This is a genomic window from Bacillota bacterium (genome assembly GCA_023511455.1).
Lineage (GTDB): Bacteria > Armatimonadota > HRBIN16 > HRBIN16 > HRBIN16 > HRBIN16.
This window is the reverse complement of sequence record JAIMBJ010000021.1, coordinates 22463-37657: the sequence shown is the minus strand read 5'-3', so window position 1 is coordinate 37657 and position 15195 is coordinate 22463. Positions and strand designations below refer to the sequence as shown.

Annotated in this window: 6 protein-coding genes; all 6 read right to left on the bottom strand. The window is 61.3% G+C overall.

The features are described 5' to 3' along the window. Window positions 1-60: 60 nt before the first annotated feature. The 6 genes from scpB to K6U75_11490 all read right to left on the bottom strand — a co-directional run bounded on the left by scpB (window position 61) and on the right by K6U75_11490 (window position 15191). On the bottom strand, window positions 61-612 hold the full coding sequence (gene scpB / locus K6U75_11515) for an SMC-Scp complex subunit ScpB (GenBank protein MCL6475667.1): 552 nt from the start codon (window positions 610-612) through the stop codon (window positions 61-63). After that, on the bottom strand, window positions 593-1354 hold the full coding sequence (locus tag K6U75_11510; GenBank protein MCL6475666.1) for a segregation/condensation protein A: 762 nt from the start codon (window positions 1352-1354) through the stop codon (window positions 593-595). The genes scpB and K6U75_11510 overlap by 20 nt, the downstream gene beginning before the upstream one ends. After that, on the bottom strand, window positions 1354-2250 hold the full coding sequence (locus tag K6U75_11505) for a hypothetical protein (protein ID MCL6475665.1): 897 nt from the start codon (window positions 2248-2250) through the stop codon (window positions 1354-1356). The genes K6U75_11510 and K6U75_11505 overlap by 1 nt, the downstream gene beginning before the upstream one ends. Continuing rightward, window positions 2247-3557, bottom strand: coding sequence for a site-specific DNA-methyltransferase (locus K6U75_11500; protein ID MCL6475664.1), 1311 nt, complete (start codon window positions 3555-3557; stop codon window positions 2247-2249). The genes K6U75_11505 and K6U75_11500 overlap by 4 nt, the downstream gene beginning before the upstream one ends. Window positions 3558-3697: 140 nt before the next feature. After that, complete coding sequence (locus K6U75_11495; GenBank protein ID MCL6475663.1) at window positions 3698-10507, bottom strand: PQQ-binding-like beta-propeller repeat protein; 6810 nt, start codon at window positions 10505-10507, stop codon at window positions 3698-3700. A 139-nt stretch (window positions 10508-10646) separates the two neighbouring features. After that, window positions 10647-15191 carry a hypothetical protein gene (locus K6U75_11490; protein ID MCL6475662.1) on the bottom strand — a complete coding sequence of 1515 codons (4545 nt, stop codon included), beginning with the start codon at window positions 15189-15191 and terminating at the stop codon, window positions 10647-10649. Window positions 15192-15195 lie beyond the last annotated feature (4 nt).

The window sequence follows — 15195 nt, the reverse complement described above, 5'->3', positions numbered from 1 at the left end:
GCGAAGACTCCTCCTGCTATGTCAAGCGTTATCACGCGATGCTCTGCACACCGACGCTGATTACCCCGGCGACAGCTCCAGTGCTTCGCTCTGATTCCCCTCTGGTGGGCTGAGCTCCTCCAGTTCAGGCAGTTCGTCCAGCGAATTCAGCCCAAAGTAATGCAGAAACTGTGGCGTCGTGCCGTAAAGCACAGGTCTGCCCGCCGTGGGCTTACGCCCGACCTCCTGAATCAATCCACGCTGCAACAGCGTGCGGACAACCCCTTCCGATTGTACCCCACGAATCGCCTCGATTTCCGGCAGGGTAATCGGCTGGCGGTAGGCGATGATGGCGACGGTCTCCAGCGCGGCACGGGACAGCTTACTGGGTTGCGGCTGCAGGTAACGCGCTACCACCTCAGCATACTCCGGGCGCGTGCACAGCTGATAACCTCCTGCCACCCGCACCACCTGCAAACCGCTTGCCTGCAGACGGTCTTCCAGAGCTTCGATCGCCTGCTGTAACTGTGGCTCCTCGACACGGAAGACCTCTATCAGCGTTTTCATCGGCACCGGTTCAGTGGCGACAAACAGCACGCACTCCAGTGCGCGGCTAAGCTGTGGGATGTCCATCGCCTGCCTCCTTTCGCGCCCACAGGGTAATCTCGCCGAACAGTTCGTCCTGACGGGCTTCCACCCTGCCCTGTCGCATCAGCTCCAGTACCGCCAGAAAGGTCAGCAGCACCTCCCATCGGGTGAACGGCGCATCCAGCAACTGCTCAAAGCGCAACCCCTCTGCGGCAGTATGTATCCGCCGCCATACTTCCACTATCTTCAACCGTAGAGACAGTCTCTTGCGCGGGATGAGAATGGCAGGCGGCGGGGTATCTACCGCCTCCGCGAGCAACCGTTCCAGCGCACGCAGCAGGTGTTGTGGGGTCAGCTCCCCGAGCGGGATGGGCAGTTCGTAATCCGGTACCGGCGCATCGGGGCTGCGAAAGAACCACTGCTTGCGTTCGGCTTCCCATGTTTGTAGCGTCTCCACCAGCGCTTTGTATTTCTGGTACTCCACCAGCCGCGCCACCAGCTGCGCGCGCGGGTCTTCCTCTTCGTCTTCCTCTTCCAATCGGGGCGGTTTCGGCAGCAACATGCGCGATTTAATCTCCAGCAGGGTCGCCGCCATCACCAGAAACTCGCTGGCGATGTCCAGGTCCAGCTCCTCCATCATGCGCAGGTATTCCAGATACTGGTCAGTGATAAGCGCAATGGGGATGTCGGTAATGGAAACCCTGTTCTCACGCACGAGGTGGAGCAACAGGTCCAACGGACCCTCGAAAATCGGCAGATGGAGCACCATTTGCATCGGCCTAGGCATTACCTCTGCTCCCCCAACAAGGGTTGCCAAAGACGTCGGCGCAAAGGGAGTTCCTCTGTCATAAATTGGGAGAAACTTAAGGCTCGATTCTCTTTGGGAAACATGTTGTTCTTGACCACATCTCGCACGACGAGATAAACGTTCTGCTTGCGAATATTATCTATCTTCTCTTTCGTCAGGTCTTTTTTTGCTTCATCAAGAGTTTGCGTAATGACCAAATAAACAGTCAAACCTCCTGTGATACCGAGTTCCTCGAAAACCTGCTTATATCGCTCACGGAGCGAACGCTTGACTGAGACAACGATACATCGCTGTCTATCCAGTTCCCATGCCTGTCTGCTTGGAAAGAGAAAATCGACTTTGCCGTTCAAAACCTGCTGCGTTTCGAATTCGCCAGCATAACCAAGGTGCCTCAGAAGATAGTCCAGGTGGAGTTGAGCACTGCCCCCTGCTCTACTCATGCGCCCCTGTGCCAGAGACTGCTCAAACAGTCGGTAAAAAGGTCTGAGGTGCTCCGCCACTGCCTTCAGTTTCTCCAACGGAGACGTGGTAGGCGTCTCTAAGGCGGATATTGCCGATTTAATCAAATAAGAGGTATTTGGATATTGCTGTGCTGCGTGGTCACTCAAAGCAAGCTCAACTGCCTTGAGCGCGCATTGCTCCTCATACCTCAAGTAGAGTGCATACTCAGTGTCGAGAAACTCACAAAACAGAGAATCCACATCCCGCAGTATTTCATCTTGCGAGGGTAAAGTATTATTCCATCGTTGCCGGAAAACGTGCTGTCGTGCCTCTTCCGCAAGTTGTGTGCCCCGAGGGATAACCTGCTGTCTCACCCAGGCAGCAAAGCCCTTGCTACCTTGTAACTCCCTCTGAAGGTCTTCCCACTGATTCATACCTCTTTCTCCAACACGACAATATGCTCTCGCGTCATCGTCTCTCCTTTTTCGCCGGGCACGTTGCTAGGGCTGTTTTGCAGAGGCATGCGCTTGTTGGGAATCCGCCGCTCGAAAGTGTCTCGTAACCGCCAACCGAAACACTGCGCCATCTCCACCAAAATGGTATCTGTGGGGATTTTCACTCCTCGCACAGTACGATTACCCACTACGAAGCAGGCTCTTGCTCCCAACCGACAGACCCGCGTTATCTCTTTCAGGCACAAGGCGAAATCGTCGTAAAAAGCACGTACCTGCTTCGCCCGCCGTTTGTCGCGAGACGTGATTTGCGACAAGGTGTCTTCAAGGCTGCGTGACTGATAGTTCCGCTGGCTGTCGCCGGTATCCTTCCCGCCCAGCGCCCGAGTATCGATGCTCTTGGCTTCCTCGTCTGACAGACCCAGCCACTGCAACGACAAGCGTGAGAACTGTCCATAAGCCACTGTCGTGTGCGAATCGCCATACGGTGGCGATGTCACCACAATATCGACACTCTCGTCCGGTATCGGTTGGCGCTGACGTGTGTCCGCTTGGAACACCTGAACCCATGTCGCCGGTTTGATTTCGCTAGCAAACTGCGTCATCCCCGCAATATTCGCCTCGGCTTTCGCTAAGAACACTGCCAGTACATCGGGCTGGTGATTGTGTTGCTGCTCTAAGGGAATGCGATACAGTTTGAACTCGCCTTTGCGCGTGTAGGAACACTCGCGCACCGTATGCGAGAAAGCCACCAGAAAGAACTCACGTGTCGGCTGGTGTGGTATCTCAAGGATGACATCGCGCAGCAGCGCTAAGTCGCGTTGTATCGCTGGCGCAAACCAGTAATCGATATGGAAAAAGCGCGGAATTCGGTGGATTTGCTCCTCTTCCGGAAGGCTCCGGAGCTGTCGGTAGCGCTCGTATATCTGCGACAGAGCGGCTTGCAGGTGGTCTGCGGGCAGAGGCGTGGTTTTCACCCTCGCTAGCAACACCGCCAGAGGGTTGAGGTCTATCCCATAGGCGTTCAGCCCCGCCAACCGCGCCTCCACTAAAGACGTACCTGAACCACAAAAAGGGTCTAACAGTGTTTCGTGGGGACGTGCATACAGGCGTATCAGCCGTCGGGCTACCTGCGGAATCATCATGGCAGGGTAGGTGTGGAACCCGTGCGTGTGCGTTTTGGTATTGGCGGTTGCGTAGTCCCAATCTTGGTCAACAACGGGTTCCTCCTGCACCGCTTCGGGCAGGTATAGCAAGCTCATTTGTTCGCGCAGTCGTTCTTCATGCATCCTCATTGCTCCGAGACTATAATATAGCATATCCGACATCTGGCGCAAAGACCGTTGTGGCGGAACGACTGGATGAAGGACGGGTGGAGCGGGGGATCGATGAGAAAGGGGGCAGACGCCCTGCGTCTGCCCCCACATAGTTACGGCACGATGACGTCCGGATACAGTCGCGGGCTGAAGGTCTGGAAGAACAGGTCACTGGTGCCGGTGCGCGTGCTGTTCCAGAACAGCCACACCTTCGGCTCGAACTCGTCCTTGAGGGCAAACAGGTTGCTTTCGCTGGTTGCGCCCACCAGCGGCACCAGCGCCTGCGAACCTTCGGTGGCTTCGGAGGTCTCGTCGATCCAGCGCACCACGCCTGCCACTGTGCGCGGCGAAGATTCCGGATTGCCCTGCGCGTCCAGACCAATGTAGGTGATGCTGACCAGTTTGCCCTCGTCCGCCTCGGTGAAGTAGATGCGCCCTCGCGCGAAGTCCACCTCCACCGGGCCAACAGGCGCGCTGATGCCCGTGACCGACACCCCCGACACATCGGGACGTCGCTCGCCCTGACCGTCGGTAATGATGGGTGTGAACACCGGTGTGGGCAGTTGCACTCCCAGGCGCATGGTCTTCACCACGAACACTTCCGCCGGCGTGGAGCCAGTAGACTTGCGGTAGAACAACCACAGCCTGTCCACCGGTGGCGACTGCGTGGGGTTGTTGAGCGCGGGCAGGATGTACTTCCAGCGCGGGTTCAGCGACTTCTCCAGCCCACCGGTGGGCGCGCTGTTCGCCCCCGCGTAGAAGGCGACGGGTTGCGGCACGGGCACGCCATCGTTCGGTACCAGCGAGTTCCAGCCGTGATTGGCAGTCAGGCGCATGGCGCGCGGCGTGTAATCCGCAAACACCACATCGGTGCGCGATGGCGCACGATAGGGGAAGGTCACTGTGCCCGCCGACAGGTCGATCACCGCCTGCCAGTCGATTTGCGTGCGTGCGCTGTCGGTGTAGCGGGTCAGGTACAGGATACCCGTGTTCGAGTCATAGCGCCGGTCGTAATAGTAGTCACCCGATTGCTGGATGTCGCTGGCTGCCAGCGGGTGCGGGTCGCCCACGCGCCAGATGCGGATGCGCTGGTTGCGGTTCCATGACAGGTCGCGCGACATCCACACGTTGGTGGTACCGATGCGCTGTAGCACCTCCCCGCGCACGGGCGGCAGGTCCACCGGAACCAGTCTGCCACCGCCACCCAGCGTGAAGCGGGTGAGTATCAGCTCATTGGTTTGTCTCGTCTTGGTGGAAGCCGTGTAGATGACATCCAGCGCGCCAAGGCGCGGGATAGCCAGCGGTTCAAAGGCGTTGGTCACCACCGCGGGCACCGGCAGTTGCTGGTCGCGCGTCCACGCGCTGGGGTTCAACGGATTGCCCAGGCAGGCGTTATAGTAGATGGTGTAACGTCCGCTGGCGCCGCTATACCAGAACATCACCGGTACACCGCCCACCACAACCACGCGAGGCTGGAAGCGCGGCAGCCAGACATCGTTGCCCAGCGCAACAGGGGTACCCGGCACACCGTTCACTATCGGCGCGACGAAGGTCACGTTTTCGGTGAGCACCACGCCGGTGTCCTGCCTCTTCGCTGCCTGCCCCTGCCACAGCAGATAGGGTTGTCCACCCACAATGAAGAACGTGGGCGAGTAGTGTTTGATGGAGGACGGTATCACCGTACCGGGCTGGGTAGTGAACAGTCTGCCGTACTTGTCGCGCACGGAGCTGTTCGTGGGGTCACGCGGGTATTCCACACCGCGTCCGCTCCACCATTGATTCGGTGAGGCGGCTGTCCACACCCCGCGCTGTGCATCGCGCGGCAGCACCGCGAGATGCAGGAACCAGGCGTTGCTACCTGAGGGTTGCGTCTCGCGGTAGCTGTCGCTGCCGTCTTCGGTGACGCGGTTGCGGCTCCAGTTGCTGCTCCATGCCAGCAACATTCCCTCCGGCAACATCAGCGCGGCGGGTTGTACGTTCGCCGCCAGGTAGCCCGGCTGTCCGGGTTGCGGCGGGATACCCTGCCACACCGTGTCCAGCTGAGGCAGAGAACCGCTCGTCCAGCTGTTGGTCAAGCGCGATTCGGTGACAGTCACCTTCACGCGCATGGTGGGTTCGCTGACGGGCTGCGCGGGCTGATTGTTGGCCTGGATACCCAGCACATACGGGTTCCACGACGCCGCCTCGAAGATGCGGATGTAGTTGCTGTAGGTTCCCGCCGGCGTGCCCAGCGGAACCTGCACACTGACCAGAGGTTTGGTCGTGGGCACATTGTCGAATGCACCACCCGCTGCGCCCGGGTAAGGTTTGTCGGGAATAGACAGCACCGTTGGACTACTGTCCGGGCGTGGCTTGTGCAGCGTATGCATCCCCGGGAAGCCCTGGTACTGCGGCGGGCGGAACGTTAACCACATCGGGTCGTAAATCAAGTCCAGCGAGGTAAACACGTTCTGCTGTACCACGCTGCCATCCGGGCGACGCACCCAACCCGCCGTCAGCGCCGGTTTGTGGAAGGTAAAGGTTGGGTCGCCCAGCGGGCTAACCTCCCAGTAGAACGGGCTTACCTGGTCGCTGACCAGCGTGATTGGCAGTGGGTTCTGGAACACCGGGTTGCCGCTGGCATCCAGGTAGTCCACCGACCCCACAGCGCGCACGTTCAGCAGGTTCACGTTACTCAGACTGCGCACCGTGAAGGGTTTCCACGCAGGTTTTATCGCCCGGTACCACGGGTTGGTGTTATACACCGGGTCCGCATCGGAGATAGGCGGGCGGAAGGCGAAGTTCGCCGGGTCGGGGTGCACACCGAAACCGTGCGGTACCGCACCGATATCGACGGTCTCCTCCTCCACGCGCAGGCGCATATCGGGCGGCACGCCCAGCGTGATCCGGAACTCGCGGTACGGCTCCTCGCGGGTAGCCGGAGGCGTTTGCCTCAGTGCCGCTCCGCCCGGCAGGTCCAGCTGACCGTTGTTGTTCACATCCACGTAGATGCGGATGGGACGGCGGATACGGGTAGCGTAACCGCGCGCCGTGTACGGATTCTCTCCGTCGAAGCCCACCAGGTTCGCCGGCTGGAAGCGCGGTACCTGCACACTCACCTCGCCCACGGTCGGAATCAGCGTCCAGCTGGTCCACTCCGGCTCTACGCCGACCGGGTCGGTGGGGGCTGCCAGAGCGCCGCCGCGCGATGCGGCAAACAGGTCTGCACCACCAGCTGCCACCTTCACCGCCCGCTCAGGGATATCGGGGTAGTCCACGCTGGTGTTCGGGATATTCACGGGCAATTCGTCCCAGGGCAGCGGGTTAATCACCGCGAGAGAGCCGTCGTCGTTGTTATGCCAGGCAACGTTCGCCCGCTGCACCTTCACGCGTAGCGGGTCACCGCCGCGCAAGGCTACCTTAGAGCGGTCGGCAATTTGTATCAGGCGCGCACTACTGGCGCCATGTGGCACCAGACCGATTTCCAGCTGCAGGAACTTGCCTGCATTGCCGTTCATGCTCAGCTCTTGAGGCACGGAGGTACCTACCACCGTCTGCCCAATCCAGCCCACTTCCAGGTTCGGATTGACCGTGCCATCCGGGTTCAGTATACGCAGAGCCAGCGGATGGGCGATGGTGAACTCGAAATACGGCTCCGGTGTGCGCTCCAGCGTCATGGTTGCGGTCTGTTGCCCGCCGCCGGATGTGGTGGTGGAGGTTACCCGCACCGCCGCGGCATAACGTGCGCCAGGCGTCCACGCATCGCCGTCCTGGGTGGGGGTGATACGGAAGGCATGATACGCCATCCACTTCTGCGCCGGGCCGGTATCACTGCCATAAGGAACAACCCCTACGGTGCGGTTCACCGTTGCGGCGCGGCTTCGCAGAGTAAGCGTGACCGAACGCGCAGGCGGCACCAATCCCTGCATGCCGTAGGCAATCACGTACACCGTGTCGCCCCATTCGTAGCCCACTTTGCGCGTGTGCCCACCTGCGACCACTTCCTCCGGGGTGCGGGTGCGCCGTTGCACGATATCGGCGTACTCCTGCGCAGTAAAGACCTCCACCTGCAGATTCGCCAGGTTCGGGCTGAGTAAAGCATCCACCAGCTCCGCCCCCGGAGGCTCGCCCGGCGTCAGATAGCCCCCTGTGGGCGAGAACGCATAGATGATGCCGTCATCGCCAGCAATGTACATCCAGTTGTTCGCCACCGCGGGCGAGGCAAACACCTGCTCACCCAGCGTCTGCCAGCCCCACAGCACATCCCCGCGCACGTTGATGACGTTGTTATTGTTGTCCAGCACCTGCCGGAAGGAGCCCGGCCCACCGTTAAAGGCGTTCAACGCCAGCACCTTGCCGTCCATCAAGCCGAACACCACCGCAGGCAACGGCGTCGCCCCGGTTGCCGAACGGCTCGGGATAATCTGAGTAAACGTCATCGACGAATAGATTGCTGCTCCCAACGAGCCACTGGCAGAAGCAACGGGGCTCGCGGGGTTGGTCACGTCCTGCCATACCAGCTCCGTTCTGCCGTTGCCGATGCCCTGTGCGTCCAGAGCATAGACCGTGCCGCCCCGGTCGCCGATGAACACCACATCGCGCACGCCGGTGATGGTGTTCACCTGCGCCGCCACTGTCGGCGAGGAGTAGACAAACGGCTCCACCGGCTCCTCGTCGCCAGCGGTGCTTATCGGTGGTCGCTGTGCGTAGGGCCACACCCACACGCGCTCGGTGCGCCGGCGTCCGGTGCCCTTCTCCTTCACGCAGTACACGCGCCCGTCGGCGGCGGCGAAGTACACCTTGCCGTCGAACACGGCAGGAGTGGTGGAGATGGGGTCCAGTGGCAGTTCTTCGGGTAAAGAAGGGTCGTCCCCGGACGCAGGTTCATATTTGCCGGGGTAAATCCATCGCTCGGTGGTAGTGCCATTGTCCCCTTCGGCATCCAGAGCGTACAAACGTCCATCCAGACCACCGACGAAAACGGTGGGGCCTTCACCCTGCGTGCGGTTATAGGCAGGAGACGACACGAACCCATCCACCACCGCCGCCTTGTCCGCTGCGGGATACACCCAGATGCGGTCGGTGGTGCCGGGGTTGCTCGTGCTGAAGTCGCCGTTGCCGCTGGCGTCCAGACAGTACACTCGCCCGTTCGAGTTTGCCACATACACCCGCCAATCGGGGCTACCGCTCGTGCCGATGTTGACCACTAGCGGCGAAGAGTAACCGAACGAACCGACGACCGGACGTTCGTTCAGAGGTTCCTGCGGCCATATCCAGTATGAGAAGGTGGTCCCGTCGCCGTTGCCAACGGCGTCCAGCGCATACACCTTCCCGTTGTTCGCGGAGAAGAAGACCACCTGCCGGTCGACGACAGTGCCTCCCGATACACGCATCGGCACCGTTTGCACCACAGGCGTGGAGAAGACGCCGCTCGCGCCAGTGCCCTGCTCCACGAACCGGGCGGCGTCGGCAATCACCACGCGCCCAACTTCTGAAGCAAGGCGCGTATAGTTGACCAGCTCCACATAGTTCGTTGTGCCCTGTCGCATCAGGTAGGTTCCCAAACTGAACCACTGCCCTCCGGCAGTGTTCTGTGTCTGGTCTACCTCCACGACGGTTGTGCCCTCCTCGTGGTGGACGATGTAGCGTGCGACCGTGCTTCTGGCAACAGTGCCATCGTCCTGCGGTAACCAGACGTAAACGGTGTATCGGGCTGTCGTGCTACCGCTGGAGGGCTGCAGGTCGGGCTGCCACCGCACGCGCAACCAGGTGTCGGGGTCGGAAGTCGGGACGACGGGTGCTTGCACGTAGCTGGTTCCATACGGCTCAGGCTGTAACACGGGGGGAGTAACCCACCCTACATCCGCCTGGAACGCAGGTGCGCCATCGGCGTCATCCACGGTGACCGCACGTTGACCGCTGACGTTTAACGGATACCGCCAGACCACCCGCCCCACGTTGTCAAAGCAGTACAGCACGCCGATTTCCACGCTGGCGGTGGGGTCATCGTCAGAAGGAACCCGCTCGATGCGCCCGATGTACACCAGCTGCTCGGAGCGCCCGGGCGCTACCCGGATGGTCGCGGCAACCGGTGAGGAATAAAACGCCCCCATGTCGGGCATGAAGCGTACGCCGTCAAACACCACCAGCCGACCAGCGTCATCAAAGTTGCCGTCCTCGTCGGTGTGGGTGGAGGTATTGTAGGCATAGACCTCCACGGGGCGACGACCATCAAAGGGGAACAACAGGTCGCCGCGAAGCAGGGTGCGCTCCCATTTCCCGGTGCCGGAATTGTAAATATACGCGGTGCTACCTGCTGTTCCCAATCGCACCCATCGTCCACCGGCTGTCTGGTTCACTATCAGGATAATCTCTTTGTAATCGTTGGCTCCTACGGGATAGCGGACTTTGACCACCGCCTCGCGGACGTTCCGTCCGTTTGCCGTGCCGCTGGAGGGGAACCACAACGCAATCTGATAGCGAGTCGGTCTGGCAACAAGCGGGTTATAGGCGGAGTTATCCGGGTCGAGTTCGGCGGGAGTGGCGTTGCGCCAGCGGACAACCACCGTCGCGCCGCTGGTGGGGTCATCGGCGTTGCTCGGATTGACCGCGCTGGCATAGTCGTAAGAGTCGCGGAAGCAATCGGTGACCGCATTGGCATCGGTAATGTTGATGGTGGTCACCGAGCCCTGTATCACCGCGTAGTCGCCCGCACGATTGACCCCGTCGCGGTCGATCTCCAGGGGGATGCCCCTGTCCTGCTGTGCGGGCCACCACCAGCGCAGGAATGCTCTGCCCGGACCCGCTTCTGTAGTCAGGTTCGTCGCCCCCGTACGCTGGGAGTCACGGCGGAACATCGGAAAGTCGTCCGCCCGAGCCGCATACTGTATGAGCAGTACGCTTCCGATGACACAAGCCAGTAACCATCCTCTCGCTGTTGCCATGTTTATCCCAACCTCGCTTCACTCGGCAGTGGTCTGCTTGATTCTGTCAATGCTATTTGACGACCGGAGATGCCCGTTCGTTCGGCAACGGCATGGCGCGTGCCTCGCCGTCCACAGGATTGCCCGGTCAGGATCAGCCCTAGAACGGTCTGTCCGCAAAGAACGGCGTATCCACCCGATACGTATCGCTGCTGATGACCTCGCTCACGTTTGCCCAGCTTTTCACCCGTCTGGGCGTCCACCACACGATGTCTTCCGGCCGCATTCCATCGGTCAGATACGTGCGAGGACCGTCGATCTCGTTCTCGGTGCGGGTCGCGCCCGGATTGTAGTTGCTGGGGTCTATCTCGAACACCTCGCCATTGAAGCGACTGCTATCGGGCAATACCCCACGGTAGGCGTTGCATATCAGATAGTGACCGTTCGCCAGACGTACCGCGCTGACCGCCCACAGTGGAATGGCGCGGCTGATATAGGTGTCTACCGGCTGGGGTCCCCGGATGCGGTCGCGTAGATGGGTGAGGCTGCGGTAGACCTCATCCGTTAATCGCCATTTGATGCGCCACTGGTTGGGGGCAAGGCGTTCGAGGTCGAACACGCCCTTGTCCGTCGCCAGCACGATATGGTACACAACCTCTCCCGTGCCGCTGTCGTAGCGTACCGGATAGACCTGCACGCTGTTGGGGCTGCCGATGGGCACGCGGTTGTTCGACCCCAGAGGCTCGTTGGGCAGAAGCACCTCGCTGAAAGCCTCGGTGATGTCCAGTCCGGCGCCGATGGTGCGCACCATCACCGTGCCACCGACGCCCTCTTCGCCCGTCCCATCCGGACGCACCCGATAATTCGCCACCGTTGCCACCAGCGTGAACACCGGCGCACCCGCTCTGTATCCGGAAACCACCCGCTGCACGCCCGTGTAGCGGTACTTGCGCCGCTCAGCGCCCTCCGCGCTGGTCCACAGCAGCTGCCGCGCCGCAATCAGTGGACCAACCGCGCCGGTGGCGCTGTCCGCAGCGTAACGGTCTATCACGTCCACCAGCCGTCCGTTGCCCGTGTCGGCAATCAGGTAATGCACCCAGTACTCCAGGTCCTGGGCATCCTCAAACGGATTGAGACGCCTGCCGTCCGCACCGACTCTGGGCACGTACTCCGCGTATACGCTGATGTCCTGGGGCTCCCGCAGCTCATGCGGGTCACCCGGAGCCAGTGGCGCAGGCGGCTTGCTCGGGTCAGACAGGTCCAGACGCGGCGGGTTCTCGAAGCGGCGCAGCTCCGACTTCACGTTGCCCGCCTTGTCTACCCACACAATGCGGTTGTTGCCCGTGTCCACCACAATCATTTCGTTGGCACTGGTGCGGTATACCCGCGCAGGGCGCGCGACCGAGGTCGGAGTGATGCTAACCACTGGAGCGGAGCCTCCAGAAGCTGCACCCCATAGTTTGCTGGCATCCATGCTCCATGCCACTTTGCCGCCGGGGTCCATCTCCAGCAACCGGTGGCTATCGGCGATCAGTGTCATCTGTCGCTCGAACACTTTAATGCCCGTATCGCCCACCGCCGCCAGCAGTCCGTTCGACGCCGCTACTGCCGCGATGCCCCGCGTGCCCACCTGCGCCCGACGGAGCTCGTTCAGGGTCGCCGTTAGCAGGTTAATGAGCGACGGTCCCCACGTTGCCGGGTTGGTGGGGTCATACCCGTAATCAGCGGGCTTGCCCAGCGCGGGCCACAGCACGTGGTTCGGCTTGTCCGACTCTTGCGTGAGCAGGGGTACGTCGTCACCCTGCTGGATGCTGGGGTCGGTAGCAGTGGGGTCTGCAGAGACCGCGATGACAGTGGATACCTGCACGCCCGGCGCGTCCACCTGCGCCGACAGGTAGACCACATCGCCCGCCACCACCGGTGAGGCTTTTACCCGAACCGAGGGAATGAACATGAACCATTTCAGGTTGCTGTATGTGGCGGGCTGGATGTAATACTGGCGCGGAGGTTCGCTGCCCGCGGTCACCACCACCAGGGTGGGCTGCGACAGGCTGAAAGCGAAGACGGCACCTCCCCCGCCTGCGCCTGGCATCATGTTGTTGATGGTTATCACGCCCGCCGCACGGTTCACCGAATACTGCGCCGGTTGCACGTAGGTGTACTGCGTGGTACCGCTGGTGCTGCGTATCACATCCACCTGCCGAATCTGCAGGGTGGCGTTGGCAGGAATGGACGCCGGGTTGCCGTTCTCATCGCGCAGGCGCAGCTCCACTTTCGGGTTGTTCTGGAACGCCATCAGCACGGTACCCGAAATGGGGAACGGAATACCCGGGAAGGTGCCCCGTGCTTCCGCTACCGCGTAGGTGGTGTCGCCGAAGACGGCGGGCGGCGCGGTGAAGCCACCCGGCGTCAGCCCTACCTCAGCCCCCGGCGGCACTCTGGTACCAAACAGCGTGTGCTTCAGCACCAGCGACGGCGGCACATTCACCGACTGCTGCGGTGTAATCTGGTCGGTGTAGCCGCCATGCAGCTGCCACCGCCAGCGCATGACCGTACGGTTGCCGGGCTGTTCCAGTAAGCCGTAGATGCTACCGTTGTCGGTGGTGTAAATCACGTTATCACTGGCATCCAGTGCAGGCTGGTCCATGATGGTCTTACTGGGGTTGGGAACAACATCCGCGATGCCCACCGTGCTGCGGATGGGCGTGCCGGGTGATTTACCCCAGTCGATGAAGTAGTTCATCACCACCACGGGGTTCGCCGCGGGTTGGCTGGCAAACACGATGGTGCCCGCGTTCACGGTAATGCGCGAGTCGGGCAGGTCATAGCGGTCTACGAGCGTCAGCGCGCCGGTCGATTCGCGATTGTACACCCACACCACCGGGTTCAGGGAAGCGTAGGGAACGCTGGTATCCGCCAGGAAGATATGCAGCTGCCGTCCCTGTGCGCGCGTCACGAAGGTGCGCTTGTCGTTATTGGGATTGCTCAGCACCTCGCCCCTGGTACCCAACCAGAAGGCGTATACCGAACTGGTCAGCGTGCCGGTCGTGGAGCTGGGCGCAGTGGAAACGTAAGCCATCAGGTCGTTGGCGATAGAGCCTTCGCCTGTTTGTCCTCTGTCCTGCACATAGCCAAGCGTCACGCCGCCGCGGATGAGGGGCAGATTGGTACGCGGCTGTATCCAGTCCTGCCCTGCACTGCCTGAGTTGATGATGTCGCCGGTGGCTGCCCACAGTACGTAGAGCCGCCCATTGTTACCGCCGGTGCCCGATTGAGCAGCGGGAACCACGATTAACCCTTCCGCAAAGGCTGGAGCAGGCACGTTCTCATCGTCGAACGGCACGGCGTTAGGCAATGTGCGTTCCCAGACCAGATTCGAGCCGTCCGATAGCCCCGCAATCGGGGTGTTGATACCTCCAGTGCGAGGGAACGCGCGGTACGCCTGCACGGTTCCGTTCTTCAGCGCAACAACCACCAGCGCACGTTGCAGGGGGTCATTACTGCTGGGTGCAATCTCCACAATCTGCGGTGTCGAGGCGGGTTCGCTTCCCAGCGGAGCCTCCCAGATTTCGTCGTATGGCGTGCCGCGCTGCCACAGGTCGGGCAGACCGTCGTCCTCGTTGCCGTCGCCGTCGATGTCGCGGCGCGGGTTCGCGTCGAAGCAGTACAGGCGCAGGTCGCCGAACGGCGACGCCCCCACCACAAACAGCGCGCCATTGTAGAATACCGGAGCGGAGGCGAAGGTGCCCACTGCCTGCAGTCCGGTCAAGCCCCACTTCTCCACCAGCGGCGCACCGATGCTTTCGAAACTACCGGCGGTGCGTCGGGCGTTCTTGCGCTGAGCGGTAAACGCCGACGCCCACTGTATCATGTTGTAGCCGAACTTCAGGTTCTGTGGCGCGGCTGCAAAGAAGTTCTCGTTTGCTACGGGTCCTCCCGGCGGCGCAACCGCCTGACTGAGGGCATAAGCGATTCCTATCGAAGAGACCACCACTGCTCCACTGCCATACTGACCAGCCGCCAGAACCGGACGGCGATTGTCCTGACGCACCACAATCGGAGCCAGCACACCGGGTGCAGGGGGCGCATTCAAATCCGCGCCGACCGCGCTCAACGAGCCGCGAATGCCGGCTCCCATCTGATTGACCTCGCCTGCACTTATTGGATAGGGCGCGTTCACCAGAGGATGGGTCGGATATGCCAGCAATCCGCCGGTTGAGCCCTCGTTATTGAACTGCAGGTCCAGAAAGAGCGGAGCGCGCGTATCGATGGTATACGCGGTCTGGTTATCTATCCAGAGCAGACCCCCCGCGTCGACGAATTTGCGCAGTTTCTCGCGCTGTTCGGGGGTGAAGCCGATGTTACTGCCCTGCGTGGCGACCACCAGCGCGTCATATCTGGCAAGGTCTTCCATCGATATCTGGTCGAGGTTGACCACCCAGTAGGTCGCCATGTTCTTCCGGCTGCCGGGAGCCGCCAGCGGATTGACGAAATCCCACCCGGCGGGTTTGTAGTCGGTGCGCCGGTCCAGCACGTGCCACACGAAGGGCGTCAGTACCGGATTACTGCCGATTTGCAACACACCGACGCGAATCTGCTTGCGCACGGTGGTATAGGTATAGGCGTCGCCCTGTGCCGTGCGCACCATACCCAGCCAACCTGCCACAACGCCCAGAAATATCAGGAAAACCAGTCGGTTTCGCATTGTC